We start from the raw sequence: 18,017 nt of genomic DNA, 5'->3' as shown, positions 1-18,017 counted from the left end.
TACAAACCAGACTAGTCAGCTTTGTACATAAAAGCTAAAAACAGAGATATATCAATCAGTAGATATAGCTCTGTTTTCAAACTTATGCCGCGGAAAGCATGGCAGTGCGAGGCCGTCACTCTCACTGTTTTGCGCCATTCTATCCATCAGGACTTTCTCATTTTCACATCTGTACCGCGGTAAACCAGAGGGATGGCCGGCGTCGAGATTGCGCGAAAAACAGTGAAGCAAGTGCTGACAACTCGCCAGCTAATCTTTACCGAGGCACCAGCTTCGCTGAACTGCGCTAACGCCTTGCCAACGACATTCGCTTACGACTCCTCTCGCGAGTTGTCGCAGATTCGCCCCGGTTCTATTATGCAACTCACCGGTTATGCTGGCGAAATTGATCGTTGATCTTCCTCAATAACACATCCGTATAGGATATGAATTACGCGCGCATTATAGCTCTGCTCAGTAAGAATAAAAATGAAAAAGCATGACGAATCAGTACAGGTTAAAATTAAACATTATCGGCACATTATTTGAACAATCGATATAATAATTCACAACTAATTGATTTTAAATGAAAAAACAAAGAAAAGACAACGATAGACATAACAATACCGAATGGTTTAGATGAAATGTTCGGAAAATATATATATAGGAAGGATATTGAAAGGAGCAGCCTGATGCCTGGATCGTGGCTGTACTCCAGACTCTCGGGCATTAATTTTCATAAAAACATCAGGAATTATTATTACGCTAACTTATTCAATAAATGATAATGATTATTGTTTACGATGAGCTATATTCATCGTAATCGTCACCTGAACCGTCCTCTGCTGAACGTTCACAACTGACATCAACATCGGCGCTTATATCCTGCAACGGTAAAGCAGATGATCCCTGAGGCAAGCCAGTGTAAAATCGACGAATATATATAGCGGGGAACAACAAACCCGGAGGATGAACATGAAGTTTTTAGTCACTGGAGCCGCAGGATTCATCGGCTTTCATGCAAGTAAGCGCCTTCTGGAGGCGGGTCACGAGGTTGTTGGCATCGACAACATGAACGATTACTACGATGTCAATCTTAAGCAGTCTCGCCTGGATCTGCTGCAGTCCCCTCAGTTTAGCTTTTACAAAACCGATCTCGCCGATCGCGAAAGTATTGCGCAAATTTTTGCTACTGAGAAGTTTGATCGCGTGATCCACCTGGCAGCACAGGCTGGCGTGCGTTATTCGCTGGAAAATCCTCATGCCTATGCTGATGCTAATCTGATCGGTTATCTGAACATTCTGGAAGGCTGCCGACATAACAAAGTGCAACATTTGTTATATGCCTCTTCCAGTTCAGTGTATGGCCTGAACCGTAAGATGCCGTTCTCTACGGATGATTCTGTCGATCACCCGGTTTCACTGTATGCGGCAACTAAAAAAGCCAATGAGCTGATGGCGCATACCTACTCTCATCTGTATGGCATTCCCACTACCGGCCTGCGTTTTTTCACCGTTTACGGCCCGTGGGGACGCCCGGATATGGCGCTGTTTAAATTCACCAAGGCGATGCTGGAAGGTAAGAGCATCGACGTTTACAACTACGGTAAAATGAAGCGTGACTTCACCTACATCGATGACATCGTAGAAGCGATTGTCCGCGTGCAGGATGTTATTCCGCAGCCAGACCCGGCATGGACAGTAGAAAATGGCTCACCGGCCACCAGTTCAGCCCCTTATCGAATCTACAATATCGGCAATAGCTCGCCGGTAGAGCTGATGGACTACATTACTGCGCTGGAAGAAGCGATGGGGATGGAAGCCGAGAAAAACATGATGCCTATTCAGCCAGGGGATGTGCTGGAAACCAGCGCTGACACGAAGCCACTGTATGATCTCGTTGGCTTTAAACCACAGACCTCGGTCAAACACGGGGTGAAGAACTTCGTAGACTGGTACAAGGCATATTATAACGCCTGATTTGTCGCATTTTTCTTTCTGAACCGCAATCACCAGGTTGCGGTTTAACCCCCCCCCTCACTTTTTAGTGCCTTTAATGAAGCATCCGCTTTGTTCAAGCCCTGTACCTTTTAATCGACAGGCGCCATTGGCACAAAAACAAAAAAAGCCTGCATAGCAGGCTTCTTTTCCCTTCCGGCGCTTATCTCCGGCATCTACATCTCAGTGACGGTAGCTCTTCACAGGGTGTGATTTAACATATCCGACCACTTTCAACCAGGCAACGAGTTTAGCGTAAAATTACAGGCTACATCACACTACAGAGATCAGCGTTGATGAAAGCGAATAAAATTGAGGCAATAACTATTTTGGGTTGCAGGAAGATGAGGCAGGACCAGCGACAAACTTGCTGGTCCTTAGCATAAGAAAAGACTAATCGTTACCAAACAGATCGCGGGTATAAACCTTATCCGCAACATCAGACAGTTCTTCAGCCATGCGGTTGGAAATGATGACATCGGCTTCTTGTTTGAAGGCGTCCAGATCGCGAACCACGCGAGAATTAAAGAACTCATCCTCTTGCATTACCGGTTCGTAAATAATAACCGGGATACCTTTGGCTTTAATGCGCTTCATAATCCCTTGAATAGAAGAAGCGCGGAAGTTATCTGAGCCACTCTTCATGATCAGGCGATAAACCCCAACCACTTTCGGTTTACGCGCAAGGATAGAGTCAGCAATAAAGTCTTTGCGAGTACGGTTCGCATCGACAATAGCACCAATGATATTGTTCGGAACCGATTCATAGTTTGCCAGTAGCTGTTTCGTATCTTTAGGCAGGCAGTAGCCGCCGTAGCCGAATGACGGGTTGTTATAGTGATTTCCGATCCGTGGGTCCAGGCACACGCCTTCAATAATCTGCTTACTGTTAAGGCCCTGGCTTTCTGCGTAGCTATCCAGTTCGTTGAAATAGGCAACACGCAGAGCAAGGTAGGTATTAGCAAACAGCTTGATTGCTTCCGCTTCAGTCGAGTCGGTAAACAACGTCGGGATGTCTTGCTTAATCGCCCCTTCTTTCAGCAGGTTGGCAAAGCGCTCCGCGCGTTCAGAACGTTCGCCGATGACGATACGGGAAGGGTGTAAATTGTCATACAGCGCACGGCCTTCGCGCAGAAACTCTGGGGAGAAAATGACATTATCGATACCCAAACGTTCTTTGATGTCACGGGTGAAGCCGACCGGAATGGTCGATTTGATGATCATCACCGCGTTGGGATTAATCTCAGCGACATCACGAATAACAGCTTCAACCGTTGAGGTATTGAAGTAGTTGGTTTTTGGATCGTAGTCAGTCGGTGTGGCGATAATGACATAGTCGGCATTGAGATATGCATCTTGCTTGTCAGTTGTCGCACGAAAATTCAGCGGTTTTTCGGCCAGATATTCCTGAATCTCTTTATCGACAATCGGCGATATCTTCTGGTTCAGCATATCAACTTTAGATTGTACGATATCCAGCGCGACCACTTCGTGGTTCTGCGCAATCAGGATGCCGTTCGATAAACCAACATAACCGGTACCGGAAATAGTAATTTTCATTCGATCACACTTTAATCAGTTAACTGGACGGCGGCATAGTTGCCACCCTGTAATCAACACTTCTGGCGGTTTTACTCTCAGAAAAATAGGAAGTCAAGGAAGAGCCATAAGGTGATGTATAATCCCACACATCAGCCCTATAGCTCTAAGTAAAATAAGTTCTATTTAAGTAGAGCTAATATTTCTTCTGTTTTAGCCTTCATTAATGCATCATCTGCTTTTGACTCCACGTTGAGACGCACTACCGGCTCAGTATTCGAGCTGCGCAGGTTAAAGCGCCACTCCGGGTATTCAATACTGATACCGTCGGTGGTATCCACGTTGACGGCATCTGGTTCATAGCGTTCGCGGATACGCGCAATAGCCGCCGCCGCATTACCCAGCTTGCGGTTAATCTCCCCTGACGCCGGAAACGCCGCCTGGCGGTCCGCCACCAGCGACTTCAGCGAGCTGTTTTCCAGGCACAGCAGCTCCGCCACTAGCAGCCACGGGATCATCCCGCTGTCGCAGTAGGCAAAGTCGCGGAAGTAATGGTGCGCACTCATCTCCCCGCCGTAGATGGCGTCTTCCTGGCGCATCCGCTCCTTGATGAACGCATGCCCGGTCTTCGACATCACCGGCTGACCACCGCTGCAGGTCACGATGTCCACCGTGTTCCACGTCAGGCGCGGGTCGTGAATGATTTTCGCCCCCGGCTGCTTCTGCAGGAACGCTTCCGCCAACAGCCCGACAATGTAGTACCCCTCGATAAACGACGCCTCGTCATCAAACAGGAAGCAGCGGTCGAAGTCGCCATCAAAAGCAATCCCCATATCCGCCTGATGCTGGCGAACGGCGTCAGCAGTATCCTGTCGGCACTCTGGTAACAACGGGTTAGGGATACCATTAGGGAAATTACCGTCAGGCTGATGATGTACCTTGATAAAGGTTACCGGTGCACCTGCCGCGATAAAACGTTTTTCGATTTCATCAATGACATGCCCAGCGGCTCCATTGCCGGAGTTCACAACCAACTTCAGAGGGCGAGTAAATTTTTCCAGGTTGACGTAACCCATCAGGTGATCCACATATTCATGCAGGATAGATACCTGATGCAACGTCCCACGATGGCTGGCATCGACCGGTGGGAACTGATTTTCTTCCGCCAGGCGTTGGATATCACACAGACCAGTGTCACCGCTGATGGGCTTCGCGTTCTCGCGCACCAGCTTCATGCCGTTGTAGTTCATTGGGTTGTGGCTTGCCGTCACCTCGATCCCGCCGTCTACCCCGAGGTGGAAGGTGGCAAAGTAAATCTCTTCGGTGCCGCTCAAGCCGATATCAAGCACGTCAGTACCGGCGTCCATCAGCCCCCGGGCCAGAGCCAGCTTCAGCGACTCGCTGGTGAGGCGCACATCGCCCCCCACTACAACCTTCCCGGGTTTCAGAAATTCGCCATAGGCGCGCCCGATACGGTAGGCGATGTCCTCGTTCAACTCGTCGCCCAGTTCACCACGGATGTCATAAGCCTTAAAGCATGTTAACTGTGTCATTTATATGATATTCCCAAAAATTAGCAACGGCCATATTGGTCTTTAATACGGATAATATCGTCTTCTCCAAGGTAGGACCCAGACTGAATTTCCAGCACTTCCAAAGGAATTCTCCCCGGGTTTTCTAAGCAGTGTTCAGCACCGATAGGAATAAAGGTTGACTGATTTTCTGTCAGTAAGAATCGTTTCCCATTCACGGTCACCTGACCTGTACCAGCGAGAATAACCCAGTGTTCCGCACGGTGATGATGCATTTGCATAGAGAAAGCCCCACCGGGTTTCACCGTGATACGATTGACGTTAAAACGAGGGGTTTGAACAACGACATCACTACGCCCCCACGGGCGGTATATTTCTCGGTGGCGCTTGTATTCGCTGCGCTGATTCTGTTTCAGGAATTCTACCACCCTCTTAACATCCTGAGAGCGGTCTTTATTCATTACGAGTACCGCATCCTTGGTACTGACAATGACCAGGTTGTCCACACCAATTGCCGCTACTAATTTTTCGTCACTGTTGATATAGCAGTTTTCGCTGTTATGTACCCAAGTATCCCCACTCAGTACATTTCCTTGCACATCTTTAGGACTAACATCCCACAGAGCAGACCAGGAGCCGACATCACTCCAGTCTGCATCAAGACCGACAACCACAGCATCAGTTGTCATTTCCATGACCGCATAATCGACAGACTCATCTGGACAGGTGCTGAAAATGTCATGCGGAATATTAATAAAGTCGTTACCACTGTCAGCCGCGCTAATTGAGGCCTGACAGACTTCAAGAATATCTGGTCGAAATTTCCCCAGTTCTGATAGATATTTTTTCGCCCGGAACATAAACATACCGCTGTTCCAATAATAATCGCCAGAAGCAAGATAAGCTTCCGCCCGCTCGCGATCGGGTTTCTCGACAAATCGGGCCACCTGATAAGGTGAGTGCTCTTCATCTGTCAGAGCTACACCACGTTGAATGTAACCATAACCAGTTTCTGGTGTATTTGGGACAATACCGAAGGTGACCAAGTGCCCCATCTGGGCATACTGCTCAGCAACCCTTACAGCACTATGGAAAACAGATTGGTTACTAATGATATGATCAGCAGCAAGAACTAGCATCAGCGGATCATCACCATTTTGCGTCGCTTGCAATGCAGCCAAAGCAATTGCGGGGGCTGTATTACGTCCTACAGGTTCAAGTAGGATATTTTGTGATAATTTATTAATCTGACGCAGTTGTTCCGCTACCAAAAATCGATGTTCTTCATTACAGACGACCATCGGCTCTTGAATTTCAAGTCCAGAGAGTCGAAAAATAGTTTCCTGCAGCATTGAGTTTTGCCCATACAGTTTTAAAAACTGTTTTGGATAAAGTTCACGAGACATTGGCCAAAGACGACTACCAGTCCCGCCAGCCATAATCACAGGAAGCAGCATATTAATATCCTTTAATTAAAACCCTATTATTAAACACCCAGCACGTTACCGAAGTCAAAAGCAGACGAATATAGGCATATGCATATCAAATATCAAATATCAAATATCAAATATCAAATATCAAATATCAAATATCAAATATCAAATATCAAATATCAAATATTTAATGTTGTAAATAAAAAAATGAATATTGATTTAACACAAGAAAATGAGATTAAAAATTTAGCGTGAGAAAATACATCAAATAAATGATTGCAAACGACATAATAAATAATCGGGCCATATGACCCGACTATAAAAAAAGGTTAGTCTAACCACTCAGTGTGGAAAACGCCCTCTTTATCAGTGCGTTTATAAGTATGAGCACCAAAATAATCACGCTGAGCCTGAATAAGATTGGCCGGAAGGACTGCTGAGCGATAGCTGTCGTAGTAGGCAATGGCAGCAGAGAATGTCGGAACTGGGATGCCATTCTGAACAGCATAAGCCACTACATCACGCAATGCCTGTTGATATTCATCAGCGATCTGTTTAAAGTACGGCGCCAGCAGCAGATTGGCGATACCCGCATTCTGCTCGTAAGCATCAGTAATCTTCTGCAGGAATTGCGCTCGAATAATACAACCAGCACGGAAGATTTTGGCAATCTCACCGTAGTTCAGATCCCAGTTGTATTCGTCCGATGCAGCACGCAGCTGGGAGAAACCTTGAGCATAAGAAACGATCTTGCCCAGATATAGAGCGCGACGAACTTTCTCTACAAACTCGGCTTTGTCACCAGCCGGTTGAGATTTTGGCCCCGTCAGGACTTTAGACGCTGCAACACGCTGGTCCTTCAGCGAAGAGATATAGCGTGCAAAGACAGATTCGGTGATCAGGGACAGCGGTTCACCCAGATCGAGTGAGCTCTGGCTGGTCCATTTACCGGTACCTTTGTTGGCTGCTTCATCAAGAATCACATCAACCAGATATTTACCTTCTTCATCTTTTTTAGTGAAGATGTCTTTGGTGATATCAATCAGGTAGCTACTGAGCTCACCTTCGTTCCACTCGGTAAAGGTTGTTGCCAGTTCTTCATTAGAAAGCGCCAGACCACCTTTCAGTAAAGAGTATGCTTCAGCGATAAGCTGCATATCGCCATACTCGATGCCGTTATGCACCATCTTCACATAGTGACCCGCACCGTCAGCACCAATATAGGCGACACAAGGTTCACCGTCTTCAGCACGAGCAGCGATCTGCTCAAGAATTGGCGCTACCAGCTCATAAGCTTCTTTCTGCCCACCAGGCATGATAGACGGGCCTTTCAGTGCGCCCTCTTCCCCACCAGAAACACCGGTACCAATGAAGTTAAAACCTTCAGCAGACAATTCGCGGTTGCGACGAATAGTATCCTGGAAGAAGGTGTTACCACCATCAATAATGATATCGCCTTTGTCCAGATATGGCTTAAGAGAATCGATCGCGCTATCAGTTCCAGCGCCTGCTTTCACCATCAACAGGATGCGGCGTGGAGTTTCCAGGGATTCAACAAACTCTTTAACGGTATAATGTGGGACCAGTTTCTTGCCCGGATTCTCGGCAATCACTTCTTCGGTCTTTTCACGGGAGCGGTTGAAAACAGAGACGGTATAACCACGGCTTTCGATGTTGAGCGCAAGGTTGCGCCCCATCACTGCCATACCGACAACCCCGATCTGTTGCTTGGACATTATTACATACTCCTGTTTTGTGTGCTCGCTAAGACAAATTCAAAACTGCTTTATTTTACATTAAATGCAAAAAAAAGGTATAAAAATAAATAACGAATGAAAAAATAACATTAATGATTTTTTATTTATAAAAAACAAAAGTGCACTCTACTATAACAATTAAAAGCATTCCGTATTTTAGAGCAAAAAATAGCGGATTAAAGGATAACATCGATACTCAACTAGAACTATTTCAATGTAGATATATTCCGCAAGTTAAATGCAGCAAGATGTAATTTTAGAATTATTCCATTACGAAAAAAATAATTCATTATGGTTAGAGATAAAAACTCTACTATCAAAACACTGTAAGCAGCGCCAAACACACCGTAGAAATAAACTAAAGCAGTTGAAATAGGAATACTTAAAGTCAACACAATGAATGTTTTTTTGGATAAATATCTATACCCAGACAGTTTGACAATGTATCTATTAGATATGAATCCCAGGGCAGTGATTATTGTTGAAATACACAAGATTATTATAATTTCGTAAGAACCAATATATTTCTCACCATATAGTGTTACAATTACTTTCTCACCAAAAAAATAAAAAAACAAAGGGAATACTGATAGCAATATAAAAACACCAGACAGTAAACCAGATGTTTTATTTAATGCGAGCAGTTCATTCTTCTCAGCATATATTTTTGAGAGATAAGATATTGCAAGAGCATTTCCTATGAAAACCCAAGCAGTCCCTAATGTTAATGCTACCGAATAAATCCCCAGTTCGTAACTCCCTTTAAGATAGGAAAGTGAAAACTGATTAACTCTTGAATAAATAGTCATTGATACCGTAGAAATCACCAATGGTATTCCAGTAGAGAAAAGGTATTTATTATAACGCCATTTATCTTTCGATTTTATAAAAGTAACTTTAGGTGTATAAGCAAGCCTTATCAGGAATGGAATCAAGGTTGTTAGTATTATAGGAATTGATAAGAAATAAACAGGCAACTCAAAAAAGGCGATAGCATAGCGTAAAACCAAACCAACAATTAGTCCCAACACATTAGCAATAGTGTTGAACTTAGAGTTCAATGTTGCATCATTATATATAGTAAACACATCCATGGATGTGAAAAAACAAGCAATACAAACAGAAATCAAAAAAATGTAATTAATAAAATCACTTTTACTATAAAAAGCTAACAAGACAACCATTGAGAATAGGAAGTATATTCCACCGCGAATAAGAAAAGTAGAATATATTAACTTCAACCCTGAAGTCACTTTTTCTGAAACACGTTTAAAAATTATATTATCGCACCCTAATTGGGCTATAACTTGAATTACCTGAAATATAGCTATGGCCAAAGCCAGTTGTCCAAATCGTGAAGGCCCAATATATTTAGCAACGAAAGATGTTACGAAAAACAAACCAAATAAAGTAACAAGTTTTTCAGACACCATCCAAATTGCATTGGTGATACTATTTTTTTTCATTACTATCCTTAACTAATACAATAAGTGATCTTGGGGTTTAGATCTAAACAAATGAGACTTCCTCATAGATCGCAAAAAACAAACATTTAATATTTTTGAATTATACAACTCATAATTATTTTCTTCAGAATTGAATGTCAATTAGAACAACCTATGTACAAATCAGAATATGTTAATTTAGGATCATAGGTCTTATATTTTATGCACCATTCAAATTACCAACACAACAACCATTAACTTTAAACAAAATGAGCACTCCATATAAGTGAATGCTCAAATTACATCGAATAAAAACAAAATCCAAGAAACTTGGAATTAATAAAAATGAGAAAATATGCATCAATTTATCAAAAATGACTGAATATATTTTTACATTTTCACAAGTGATTATAAATCAAGATCCATTATGACAAATGATGAACTGACGGAAATTAATTGTCATTAAATCTTTAAGCTCATACACAACGCTGAGTTATCAGATAATAAATACGTTACAACAACATCATAATATAATCCTTTCTTGTATCTATCTTTGCTTAAAAAGATCATATTTGTTTTTCACATAATCACCCATCTCATTGTTAAATCTTTCAACAGAGAATTTTGAGGCATTGTTTCTACAAATTTGTGGAATAAATTTATCACAATTCTGTTCAAACACATTTACTGCATCAATAATATCTTTAACAGATTGTTCTTTGAAAAATAAACCTGTGGCATTATCTGTACCAAGAGTTCTTACCGTCTCAAGAGCGCCACCCTTACCATAAGCAATCACAGGGGTACCGCAAGCTTGAGCCTCGACAGGTATTATTCCAAAATCCTCTTCCGCCGCGAAAACAAATGCTTTCGCGTTCTGCATATATTCTTGCATTACCATATCTGATTGGTAACCTAAAATCTCAATATTTTTCTTGGCCTTACTTTTTATTTTTTGCATCTCAGGGCCATCACCAATAACAACAAGTTTTTTATCACTCATTTCAGAAAAAGCTTCAACAATTAAATCTATTCTTTTATACGGCACCATGCGAGATGCAGTAAAATAGTAATCCTCTTTACTAGAATTTAACTTAAATTTATTTATATCTACAGGCGGATAGATTACATCCGCCTCACGTCCATATACTTTTTTGATTCTTCTTGCAATGAATTGTGAGTTTGCAACAAAATGGTCTACGCCATGAACCGTCCGACAATCCCATATTCTTATTTTGTGCAATAACAAACGGGCAATATAAGATTTCAGCCCCTTATCAAGTCCTGCCTCCCGTAGGTATTGATGCTGTAAATCCCATGCATAGCGGATAGGAGAATGAACATAGCTGATATGCAACTGATCAGGGCCAACCAAAATACCTTTTGCTACCGCATGGCTGCTGGAAAGGATAATATCATGTTTTGACACATCTAATTGTTCGATTGCCAATGGCATTAATGGTAGATATCGTTGATAGTTATTTTTCGCTTTAGGTAATTTTTGAATAAACGTTGTTGTGGCTTTTTTATTCATAAACCGAGCACGTGATTCGTCTGAAAGAAAGTCTATCACAGAATAGAGTTCAGATTGAGGGAATATATTGATAAATTCAGCAATGACTTTCTCTGATCCTGCATACGTGACTAACCAATCAGCAACAAGACCAACACTAATATCTTCAGATATACCTTGCAACATAAGATCCTCATTATTTCACACACCACATAGCCTATGTTTTAGGCTTATGATACGATTATGCATAGATTTTTTGAAACCAATAATACCAATTCAATTATTGCATTTATTTTTTCAGATAATATCGATATAACACAAGGGAACAACCCGAGATTATGATACTTTTATAAAGAAAATTTTCCGTTTTAAATTGCCAAGGAAATTATGTATATCATTCTCATCAACAAATACCTGAAGAGTACCATTACTGTAGGAGTAACTTAGTGGATGCTTGTCACCATTAACTAAAATCATTGTTACACTCTTTGGTTTTCTATCAGTCGAAAATTCATATTGCCATGTTTTCTGGCTATTATTCGATAGTGAGTTAGCAATAACAACATCTTTCCCACCAACCATAACACCAAAAATATAATCATTAGCTTCTGGATCAATTTCAACATTGCTTCTAATTTTTTGACTCAATAAAGCTCCAGCTCCATAAATTTGGTTTAATAATGTCAGTTCTTTACCATTTTCAGTGAGTGTCTCAGTCCTGTCTTTAAGTGTAGTGGCCAATCCATATAAGTTTTTTTCACGACTCCCCCAAGCAGGATACCAAAACACTTTGTACATATCAGCAGAAACCCAATTGTGATTAAGGGCCCAGTTCATAATACCAAGATATGTTGATAAAAGGTATTGAGGTTTTGATGAGTAACCTAATTCGGTTTGCCAAATACCTTCAGCTTTGTTTGTCTTGATATATTTATCATAAAACCTAATGTAGGATTTATAATCTCTATAATGAAAATCAATTATATCTGTATATTGTATGGCGCCTAGTTTATCCAGTATATGATCAAACTCATCTAAGGAGTTGGATTGCGGCCAACCACCAAATACAACTTTTCCATTATAACCCCTAACAATTTTAGCAGCTGGTATATATACGTTGGTGATAAAGTCAATATTATCCCCAAGCCAAAACTTGGCCTTCATCGTTGGTTCATTCCAAATTTGGAAAAAATCGATATTATATGGGGTAGCACGATATCTCTTTACCGTTGCACCGACAAAATCTCTCCATGCAGAATAATCAGATGGTGGTGAGCCGATCTGACCTTTAATGCGTTTATTCCACTCAGGAACATAAGCCAGCACAGGTAAGACATCAAATCCTGCTTTTCTTGCTGCTAAAATTTCATCATCATATTTAGTAAATGTATAAACACCTTTAGTTTTCTCTATATCATTCCATGGTATATCAATTCGAATTATTGAGACCCCTTGTTCTTTAAGAAGTACAACAGATGACATACCATTTGAACCGTTAAAATCACTAAATGTAACTGCTGATACTTGTTTCATAAAACAAAACATCTGCAATATAAAAAAAAGCAGCAAGATATAATGCCTCATAATTCACTTAGCTCCAAAATAGACTAATCTACGAATTTATTGTCAGTATATAAGCTGTTTATACTTAATTTATATGTCGTATAAGAAAAATTTTCTGGATGAATCAATTTGTTGTTACCCTTCAACAACGAAGCTTGTTTAATAAGTTCAGAAATATTATCTTTTTCATAATCAAATTCATAATGAAGTAATGTTTCTTTTGCAATTTCAGCTAATCCCCCATAGTTAGGTACTAAAATGGGGAGACCTGCAGCAGTCGCCTCAATTATTGATATTGGTGCGTTTTCGAACCAGATAGAGGGTAGTACGAAAATATGATATTTTGATATTTCCGAGATAAGCGAACTTCTGTCAATAAACCCATGAAAACTAATGGTGAAATATTTCCTACATTGCAATGACTTGATCATTTCTAAAGATTCCCCTGAACCATATATATGAAGATGCATATGTTCTTTAGTCTCTTTATTAATTTTATTTATAAACTCAGCAAGTCCCTTCTCAGGAGTTATGCGTCCAACAAAGACCATATGGATACAATTATCTTCTAATAAATATTTTCGCTCAGACTTAGTTATGGCAACAGGATTCCTAATAACTGTTATTGGTTGAATCACTCCGTAATTAATAAATGTATTTTTTAAAAATTCACTAGGTGAAATGATGACATCGAAAACATCTCTTAATTTTAAAACTTTATAACAAAGCAAATGCTGCATCACTTTAAGTAATGAATGATAAATAGTCCTATGATCAAATCGACATAATAAATTTATATTATTTACCTTGCAATCAAAGTTATATCTTTTATCATTTTTAAAATATTGAAATCCGCTATTGGGGCATATAATATGATAATCATGAGCTGTAAATATAACCTTGCACTGTACTGTTTTTTTATATTTTTTTATAGCAAACAAAATTGATGGTGACAGATAATGGTAGTAATTATGTAAATGTATAATGGCCGGTTTAAATTCGTTAAGCTTCTTTAATAACTGCTTATAATTTTTAATAGAAAAAACATAAGATATTAAATTCGTTTTTTTATCTGAAACAAAAATATTATTCTGATAGCCTAACTCTTCACAAACTTTTATTGTATCTCTTAAAACCGCCTCAGCACCACCACCTTCATAACTATCCGAGATATGCAATACTTTCATTTCGATGCCTTATATATCTTTTCCTTTATATCTGGAAATTTTTGTTTAAGTTTATATTTACACACCGAAGCCAAAATAGAGACACTGAAATTATTAATAATATCGCCAAAGCCAATATCAACATTCCTATTTATCTTGTCTTGTATAAAAAGACTTTTAAGATTTTCTTTTGATAATATATCTTTGTGTTTTTTAATAAATAGTTCATACCCTAGCTCAGCTTTTAATGAGTTACTAATTCTTCCCTCTTCATGATCCGTGTTCCATTGATAATTGTATTTTTCTAAGCGAAACCCATTTCCAATTTTTTGCGTTAGATTTACCCAAGCATCATAATCTTGCCAAGCAGGCAATTTTTCATCAAATCCTCCGCTCTTTTTCAAAAAAACAGTTTTAGTGAAAACTTGATTCCCGACTATATTTTTTGACAATAAAGCATCGAGTGTTATAACCCGCTCATCAATTTTTTGTTTAAATTTTCCTTGTGATGTTTTAGTGATATGACCTGCACTCAGATAAGCATATTTCTCTAGATACGTTGATGTAACAAAATCCTCAAGCCTTGTAGGAAGATATTCATCATCATCATCTAATCCTGTTATATACTCACCATCAGCAATTTCAATTAATTTATTCCTGGAAAAGCAAGCTCCCATTGGAGATGGGTTTTCTATATATTTAAAATCACAAAACAAATCTCTATAATTCTCTATAACCTCTTTATAGGATTTAGATGACCCATCATTACATACTAACACTTGAAAGTTTTTATATGTTTGAGACAGTAATGATTCCAAAGCTCTTGCTAACATAACCGGTCTATTATGCGTCGGTATATATACGCTAATTGTATTAGTCATGCTTTTTCCTTAATATAATACCTCTATGAGACGCGATGACAGAAGAGGGCTCTACGTTAAAATCCACGTAACTCATAGCACCGATAGTTGAGTCTTCACCAACTCTTATTTCACCTATGACACACGCATAAGCACCAAAATCGACGTTATCCTCAATTATCGGACATTTTGTCTCTTTACCATTTTTTTTATTATATTTATTCCCGATCGTAACTCCATGTCTCAGTACAACACCACATCCTAATACTGACCCAGGATTAATGATAATCCCCATTGGATGGAAAATTTTTACCCCCCAACCGATTTTCGTTTTAGGCTTAATTTCCACCCCCCACAAAAACTCAACAATAAAATAATATAAAAACACAAATGTTATGAAAAAATATTTCAATGGATTTTTTGAAGGGCTAAAAAAAACCGATGATAGCCGATAAAGGAATATTATTACCCTACTTCTTAATACTGGTTGAATTCTTATTTCCTTGAAAAACATAGTAACCCATTCAATCATATTTTTTTCCTCTCCCAAAAAATTTCAAGTAACAAATACCAAACAAAATAAAGAAAGGTATCATTTGTGAAGGAGTTGTTATGCGGTGTTCTGTCGCTGATGAAAAAACGCAAGTCCAAAATGCCAAACTTAAAGCCATGAATATCCCCGGCTCCTTGTCTTTTAATGATATTATTTTTTTATTAATTTCATTAAAAAGCAGAACAAACAAAGAATACCCAACTAACCCTAACTCAGCCAATATTGTAAACGTAGAGTTGTGTGCATGGGCTTCAGAGTGTCTAATAAAAGCACCATCCTTAACTGAAAATAAATGAGGTATTACATCACTATATCTATAATATAAATCATCATAACTACCAAACCCTAAGCCCACAATGGGAGAATGAATAAAATTATCAAGTGCCCTTGGCCATAAATAGTATAACCGATCTATAAATGTTCCAACCCTTTGGAAGTTCATCCCAGCAGCAACATTTGACACTGTATAATTTGCATTCTCTGACATAAGTTTCCCCATCGCCACCCAAGTGGGATATGTTTCATACACAATGAAGAACTGAATAGCCAAGAATAAAACAAATATAAAAATTGGCTTTTTAAACTTTATTAAAGAATATCCAAATGCAGCTATTATTGCTAAGATACTACCCCTTGAATTTGTCATGTATAAGAAAAAGACAAAAAGTAATGCATAAAATAAATACAACTTATTCTTGTTGTGTATAAACATTCCTAATGCCATTGCGCCGATGACTGAATAGAAACCGCCTGCTGCATTATGCGATAAAAAGAAAAAGTGATGGACTGTTGCACCGCCTTCTTCAGGAACTTCTTTAGGCATGATTAAAAATGCAATACAGGAAGCAATGGAAAATATAATAAATGAACGTTTTAGCCACTTATCAATATCAATATCAATATTTAATGGGAAAAATATAAAGACTAATAATATTAGATAACTAATCAAAAAATTCCCATCTTTTCTATAAAAATCAAACTCCAAGAAGGAATCTGAATTATATACTATGGCAGAAACTATCACATAGCTATACAATAACAATAGATACAACTCAATTTTTTTGAATTTTAAAAAATCACTCCTGTAAAAAATCCCCACAATTGCAAGTGGGGTTAATAATAAGACCATAACACTTACTGGCACATAGTTTGTGACAGAAAAAATCAATGATAGTAATATCACTGCCTTTGAAAGAGTCCTCACTAGAATTTCCTTTAAAAGAAATTAATTATAATCAATAAGCACCATCTTTCTTAAGCACTACACTAATAGTTTTAAACAAGATAGCTATATCATTCCACATTGACCAATTCTTCACATACCAAGCGTCTAAATATACACGCGTATCATAATCAACATCACTACGCCCACTTACCTGCCACAATCCAGTCATGCCCGGTTTGCTTAAAAGATAATAATCGACTTCATCATTGTAACGCTCTAGTTCAGCTGTAATAATCGGCCGAGGTCCGACGAGACTCATTTCACCTTTAAGTACATTAAACAACTGTGGCAATTCATCTAAGCTAGTGCGCCGCAAGAATTGACCAATTTTTGTAATCCGGGGATCTTCTTTTAATTTGAAGGTAGCATCCCATTCAGCTTTAGCTTCTGGGTTATTTTCCAGTAACTCTTCAAGCACTTCCTTTGAATTTATAACCATTGATCTAAATTTTAAACACTTAAATGGTTTCCCATCCTTTCCTACACGCTCGTGGCCATAAATTGCGGGACCATTGTCTTTTTTTACTTTGTAGCTAATATAAATTAATAGAGGTGAGAGCGCTATAATAATAAACAATGAACCAAAAATATCAAACGCTCTTTTAATACAGCGAGATGACCATTTAGCTAGGTTTTGTTGTACTCGAAAAATCATCACCTCATGGCTGAATATAAATGACATATCTGTACTATCAAGAGGCATACCACGCAATGTAGGTATTACCGACACGTAGCGATACCCACGGATCATAAACTCGCGCAACCAACTATTACGTATATCACTCTGATGTGTTTCTACAGCAACAATAAATTGTGTATGTCTATCAATAGTAGATAACCATTTTTTATTTGCTTGAACGACTTGAATCCCATCAATAGTAGCATCATTATTAGTATCGCCCTCAGCACTAATGAAACCAACAATCTTCAAACCTAGGTTATTCTCACTATTTATTGCTTTATAAGCCTCTCGCGCATTTTTTTCACTACCTATAATCCAAGTAGTTCTCATCCAAATACCTAGTTTATTTAAAATGTATTTTATAGATATTCTGAACAAAGGTACTAATGCTGCAGCAAAAACCCATGTCATCAACCAAACATAACGTGAGAAATACCACTTTGCAAATGCAATTACAGCAATTTCAATGACAGCAAATATAACTAACGTCCGCAAAATTTCCTTTAATTCGAACCAAAACGTTTTACGGTAAAAATAGTGCCTCAGTCTTATGCCGTACCAAGCAACACAACAAATCCCCAATAACCAGTGCAAACCAATCCATCCGTCGATTTGATCTTCAGGAACTCTTTGGTCAAAATGTTCTAACGTGACTGAAAGTACTCCTAAAGCTAAATATAGCGATAGCGTTATACTAATAAAATCTGCTAATGCTAGCGCAATACTACAGCTAACATTTCTTGCCAAATGCGTCATGATATCCTCGCAGATA

The 18,017-nt window shown here is 39.2% G+C and carries 13 protein-coding genes; 1 reads left to right on the top strand and 12 read right to left on the bottom strand.

Annotated features, from left to right (window positions below; all coding sequences use genetic code 11):
- The first annotated feature begins 954 nt into the window (after nt 1-954).
- Nucleotides 955-1,959, top strand: a complete 1,005-nt coding sequence (locus tag ACMYSK_RS02195) for an NAD-dependent epimerase (RefSeq protein WP_434639886.1) — start codon at nt 955-957, stop codon at nt 1,957-1,959.
- 411 nt (nt 1,960-2,370) lie between these two features.
- Here the strand turns inward: ACMYSK_RS02195 and ugd are convergent, their stop codons facing one another.
- The 12 genes from ugd to wbaP all read right to left on the bottom strand — a co-directional run bounded on the left by ugd (nt 2,371) and on the right by wbaP (nt 18,001).
- Nucleotides 2,371-3,537, bottom strand: coding sequence for a UDP-glucose 6-dehydrogenase (gene ugd / locus ACMYSK_RS02190; protein WP_434639884.1), 1,167 nt, complete (start codon nt 3,535-3,537; stop codon nt 2,371-2,373).
- A 161-nt stretch (nt 3,538-3,698) separates the two neighbouring features.
- Nucleotides 3,699-5,069, bottom strand: a complete 1,371-nt coding sequence (rfbK, locus tag ACMYSK_RS02185; RefSeq protein WP_434639882.1) for an O9 family phosphomannomutase RfbK — start codon at nt 5,067-5,069, stop codon at nt 3,699-3,701.
- Nucleotides 5,070-5,089: 20 nt separating this feature from the next.
- The gene (locus ACMYSK_RS02180; RefSeq protein ID WP_434639881.1) at nt 5,090-6,505 is read right to left on the bottom strand and encodes a mannose-1-phosphate guanylyltransferase/mannose-6-phosphate isomerase; all 1,416 of its coding nucleotides are present in this window, start codon (nt 6,503-6,505) and stop codon (nt 5,090-5,092) included.
- Nucleotides 6,506-6,810: 305 nt separating this feature from the next.
- Nucleotides 6,811-8,217, bottom strand: a complete 1,407-nt coding sequence (gene gndA, locus ACMYSK_RS02175; RefSeq protein WP_064359049.1) for an NADP-dependent phosphogluconate dehydrogenase — start codon at nt 8,215-8,217, stop codon at nt 6,811-6,813.
- A gap of 227 nt (nt 8,218-8,444) precedes the next feature.
- Nucleotides 8,445-9,704: an oligosaccharide flippase family protein gene (locus ACMYSK_RS02170; protein ID WP_434639878.1), complete on the bottom strand. Its 1,260-nt coding sequence runs from the start codon at nt 9,702-9,704 to the stop codon at nt 8,445-8,447.
- A 526-nt stretch (nt 9,705-10,230) separates the two neighbouring features.
- Nucleotides 10,231-11,382, bottom strand: coding sequence for a glycosyltransferase family 4 protein (locus tag ACMYSK_RS02165; RefSeq protein ID WP_434639877.1), 1,152 nt, complete (start codon nt 11,380-11,382; stop codon nt 10,231-10,233).
- Nucleotides 11,383-11,532: 150 nt separating this feature from the next.
- A complete protein-coding gene (locus tag ACMYSK_RS02160; RefSeq protein ID WP_434639875.1) occupies nt 11,533-12,729 on the bottom strand; it encodes a glycoside hydrolase family 39 in 1,197 nt (398 codons plus the stop codon).
- Nucleotides 12,730-12,803: 74 nt separating this feature from the next.
- Complete coding sequence (locus ACMYSK_RS02155) at nt 12,804-13,946, bottom strand: glycosyltransferase family 4 protein (RefSeq protein ID WP_434639873.1); 1,143 nt, start codon at nt 13,944-13,946, stop codon at nt 12,804-12,806.
- Nucleotides 13,943-14,806, bottom strand: a complete 864-nt coding sequence (locus ACMYSK_RS02150; protein WP_434639871.1) for a glycosyltransferase — start codon at nt 14,804-14,806, stop codon at nt 13,943-13,945. Before ACMYSK_RS02150 ends, ACMYSK_RS02155 begins: the two co-directional genes overlap by 4 nt.
- The gene (locus tag ACMYSK_RS02145; RefSeq protein WP_434639869.1) at nt 14,799-15,317 is read right to left on the bottom strand and encodes a serine acetyltransferase; all 519 of its coding nucleotides are present in this window, start codon (nt 15,315-15,317) and stop codon (nt 14,799-14,801) included. Before ACMYSK_RS02145 ends, ACMYSK_RS02150 begins: the two co-directional genes overlap by 8 nt.
- Nucleotides 15,310-16,542, bottom strand: coding sequence for an O-antigen ligase family protein (locus tag ACMYSK_RS02140; RefSeq protein WP_434639867.1), 1,233 nt, complete (start codon nt 16,540-16,542; stop codon nt 15,310-15,312). The genes ACMYSK_RS02145 and ACMYSK_RS02140 overlap by 8 nt, the downstream gene beginning before the upstream one ends.
- A 31-nt stretch (nt 16,543-16,573) precedes the next feature.
- Entirely contained in the window at nt 16,574-18,001 is a 1,428-nt protein-coding gene (wbaP, locus tag ACMYSK_RS02135; RefSeq protein WP_434639866.1) for an undecaprenyl-phosphate galactose phosphotransferase WbaP, read from the bottom strand.
- Nucleotides 18,002-18,017 lie beyond the last annotated feature (16 nt).

The organism is Klebsiella sp. I138, from assembly GCF_051131765.1.
Classification (GTDB): Bacteria; Pseudomonadota; Gammaproteobacteria; order Enterobacterales; family Enterobacteriaceae; genus Klebsiella.
The sequence above is the reverse complement of the archived record's forward strand: the minus strand, read 5'-3'. Positions and strand labels throughout refer to the sequence as shown.

Bases quoted from the DNA above. Each gene is read 5' to 3' on its own strand.
- rfbK (WP_434639882.1), bottom strand. From the start codon at position 5,069: ATGACACAGTTAACATGCTTTAAGGCTTATGACATCCGTGGTGAACTG.
- wbaP (WP_434639866.1), bottom strand. From the start codon at position 18,001: ATGACGCATTTGGCAAGAAATGTTAGCTGTAGTATTGCGCTAGCATTA.
- ACMYSK_RS02170 (WP_434639878.1), bottom strand. From the start codon at position 9,704: ATGAAAAAAAATAGTATCACCAATGCAATTTGGATGGTGTCTGAAAAA.
- ACMYSK_RS02160 (WP_434639875.1), bottom strand. From the start codon at position 12,729: ATGAAACAAGTATCAGCAGTTACATTTAGTGATTTTAACGGTTCAAAT.
- ACMYSK_RS02155 (WP_434639873.1), bottom strand. From the start codon at position 13,946: ATGAAAGTATTGCATATCTCGGATAGTTATGAAGGTGGTGGTGCTGAG.
- ACMYSK_RS02145 (WP_434639869.1), bottom strand. From the start codon at position 15,317: ATGATTGAATGGGTTACTATGTTTTTCAAGGAAATAAGAATTCAACCA.
- ugd (WP_434639884.1), bottom strand. From the start codon at position 3,537: ATGAAAATTACTATTTCCGGTACCGGTTATGTTGGTTTATCGAACGGC.
- ACMYSK_RS02195 (WP_434639886.1), top strand. From the start codon at position 955: ATGAAGTTTTTAGTCACTGGAGCCGCAGGATTCATCGGCTTTCATGCA.
- gndA (WP_064359049.1), bottom strand. From the start codon at position 8,217: ATGTCCAAGCAACAGATCGGGGTTGTCGGTATGGCAGTGATGGGGCGC.
- ACMYSK_RS02165 (WP_434639877.1), bottom strand. From the start codon at position 11,382: ATGTTGCAAGGTATATCTGAAGATATTAGTGTTGGTCTTGTTGCTGAT.
- ACMYSK_RS02180 (WP_434639881.1), bottom strand. From the start codon at position 6,505: ATGCTGCTTCCTGTGATTATGGCTGGCGGGACTGGTAGTCGTCTTTGG.
- ACMYSK_RS02150 (WP_434639871.1), bottom strand. From the start codon at position 14,806: ATGACTAATACAATTAGCGTATATATACCGACGCATAATAGACCGGTT.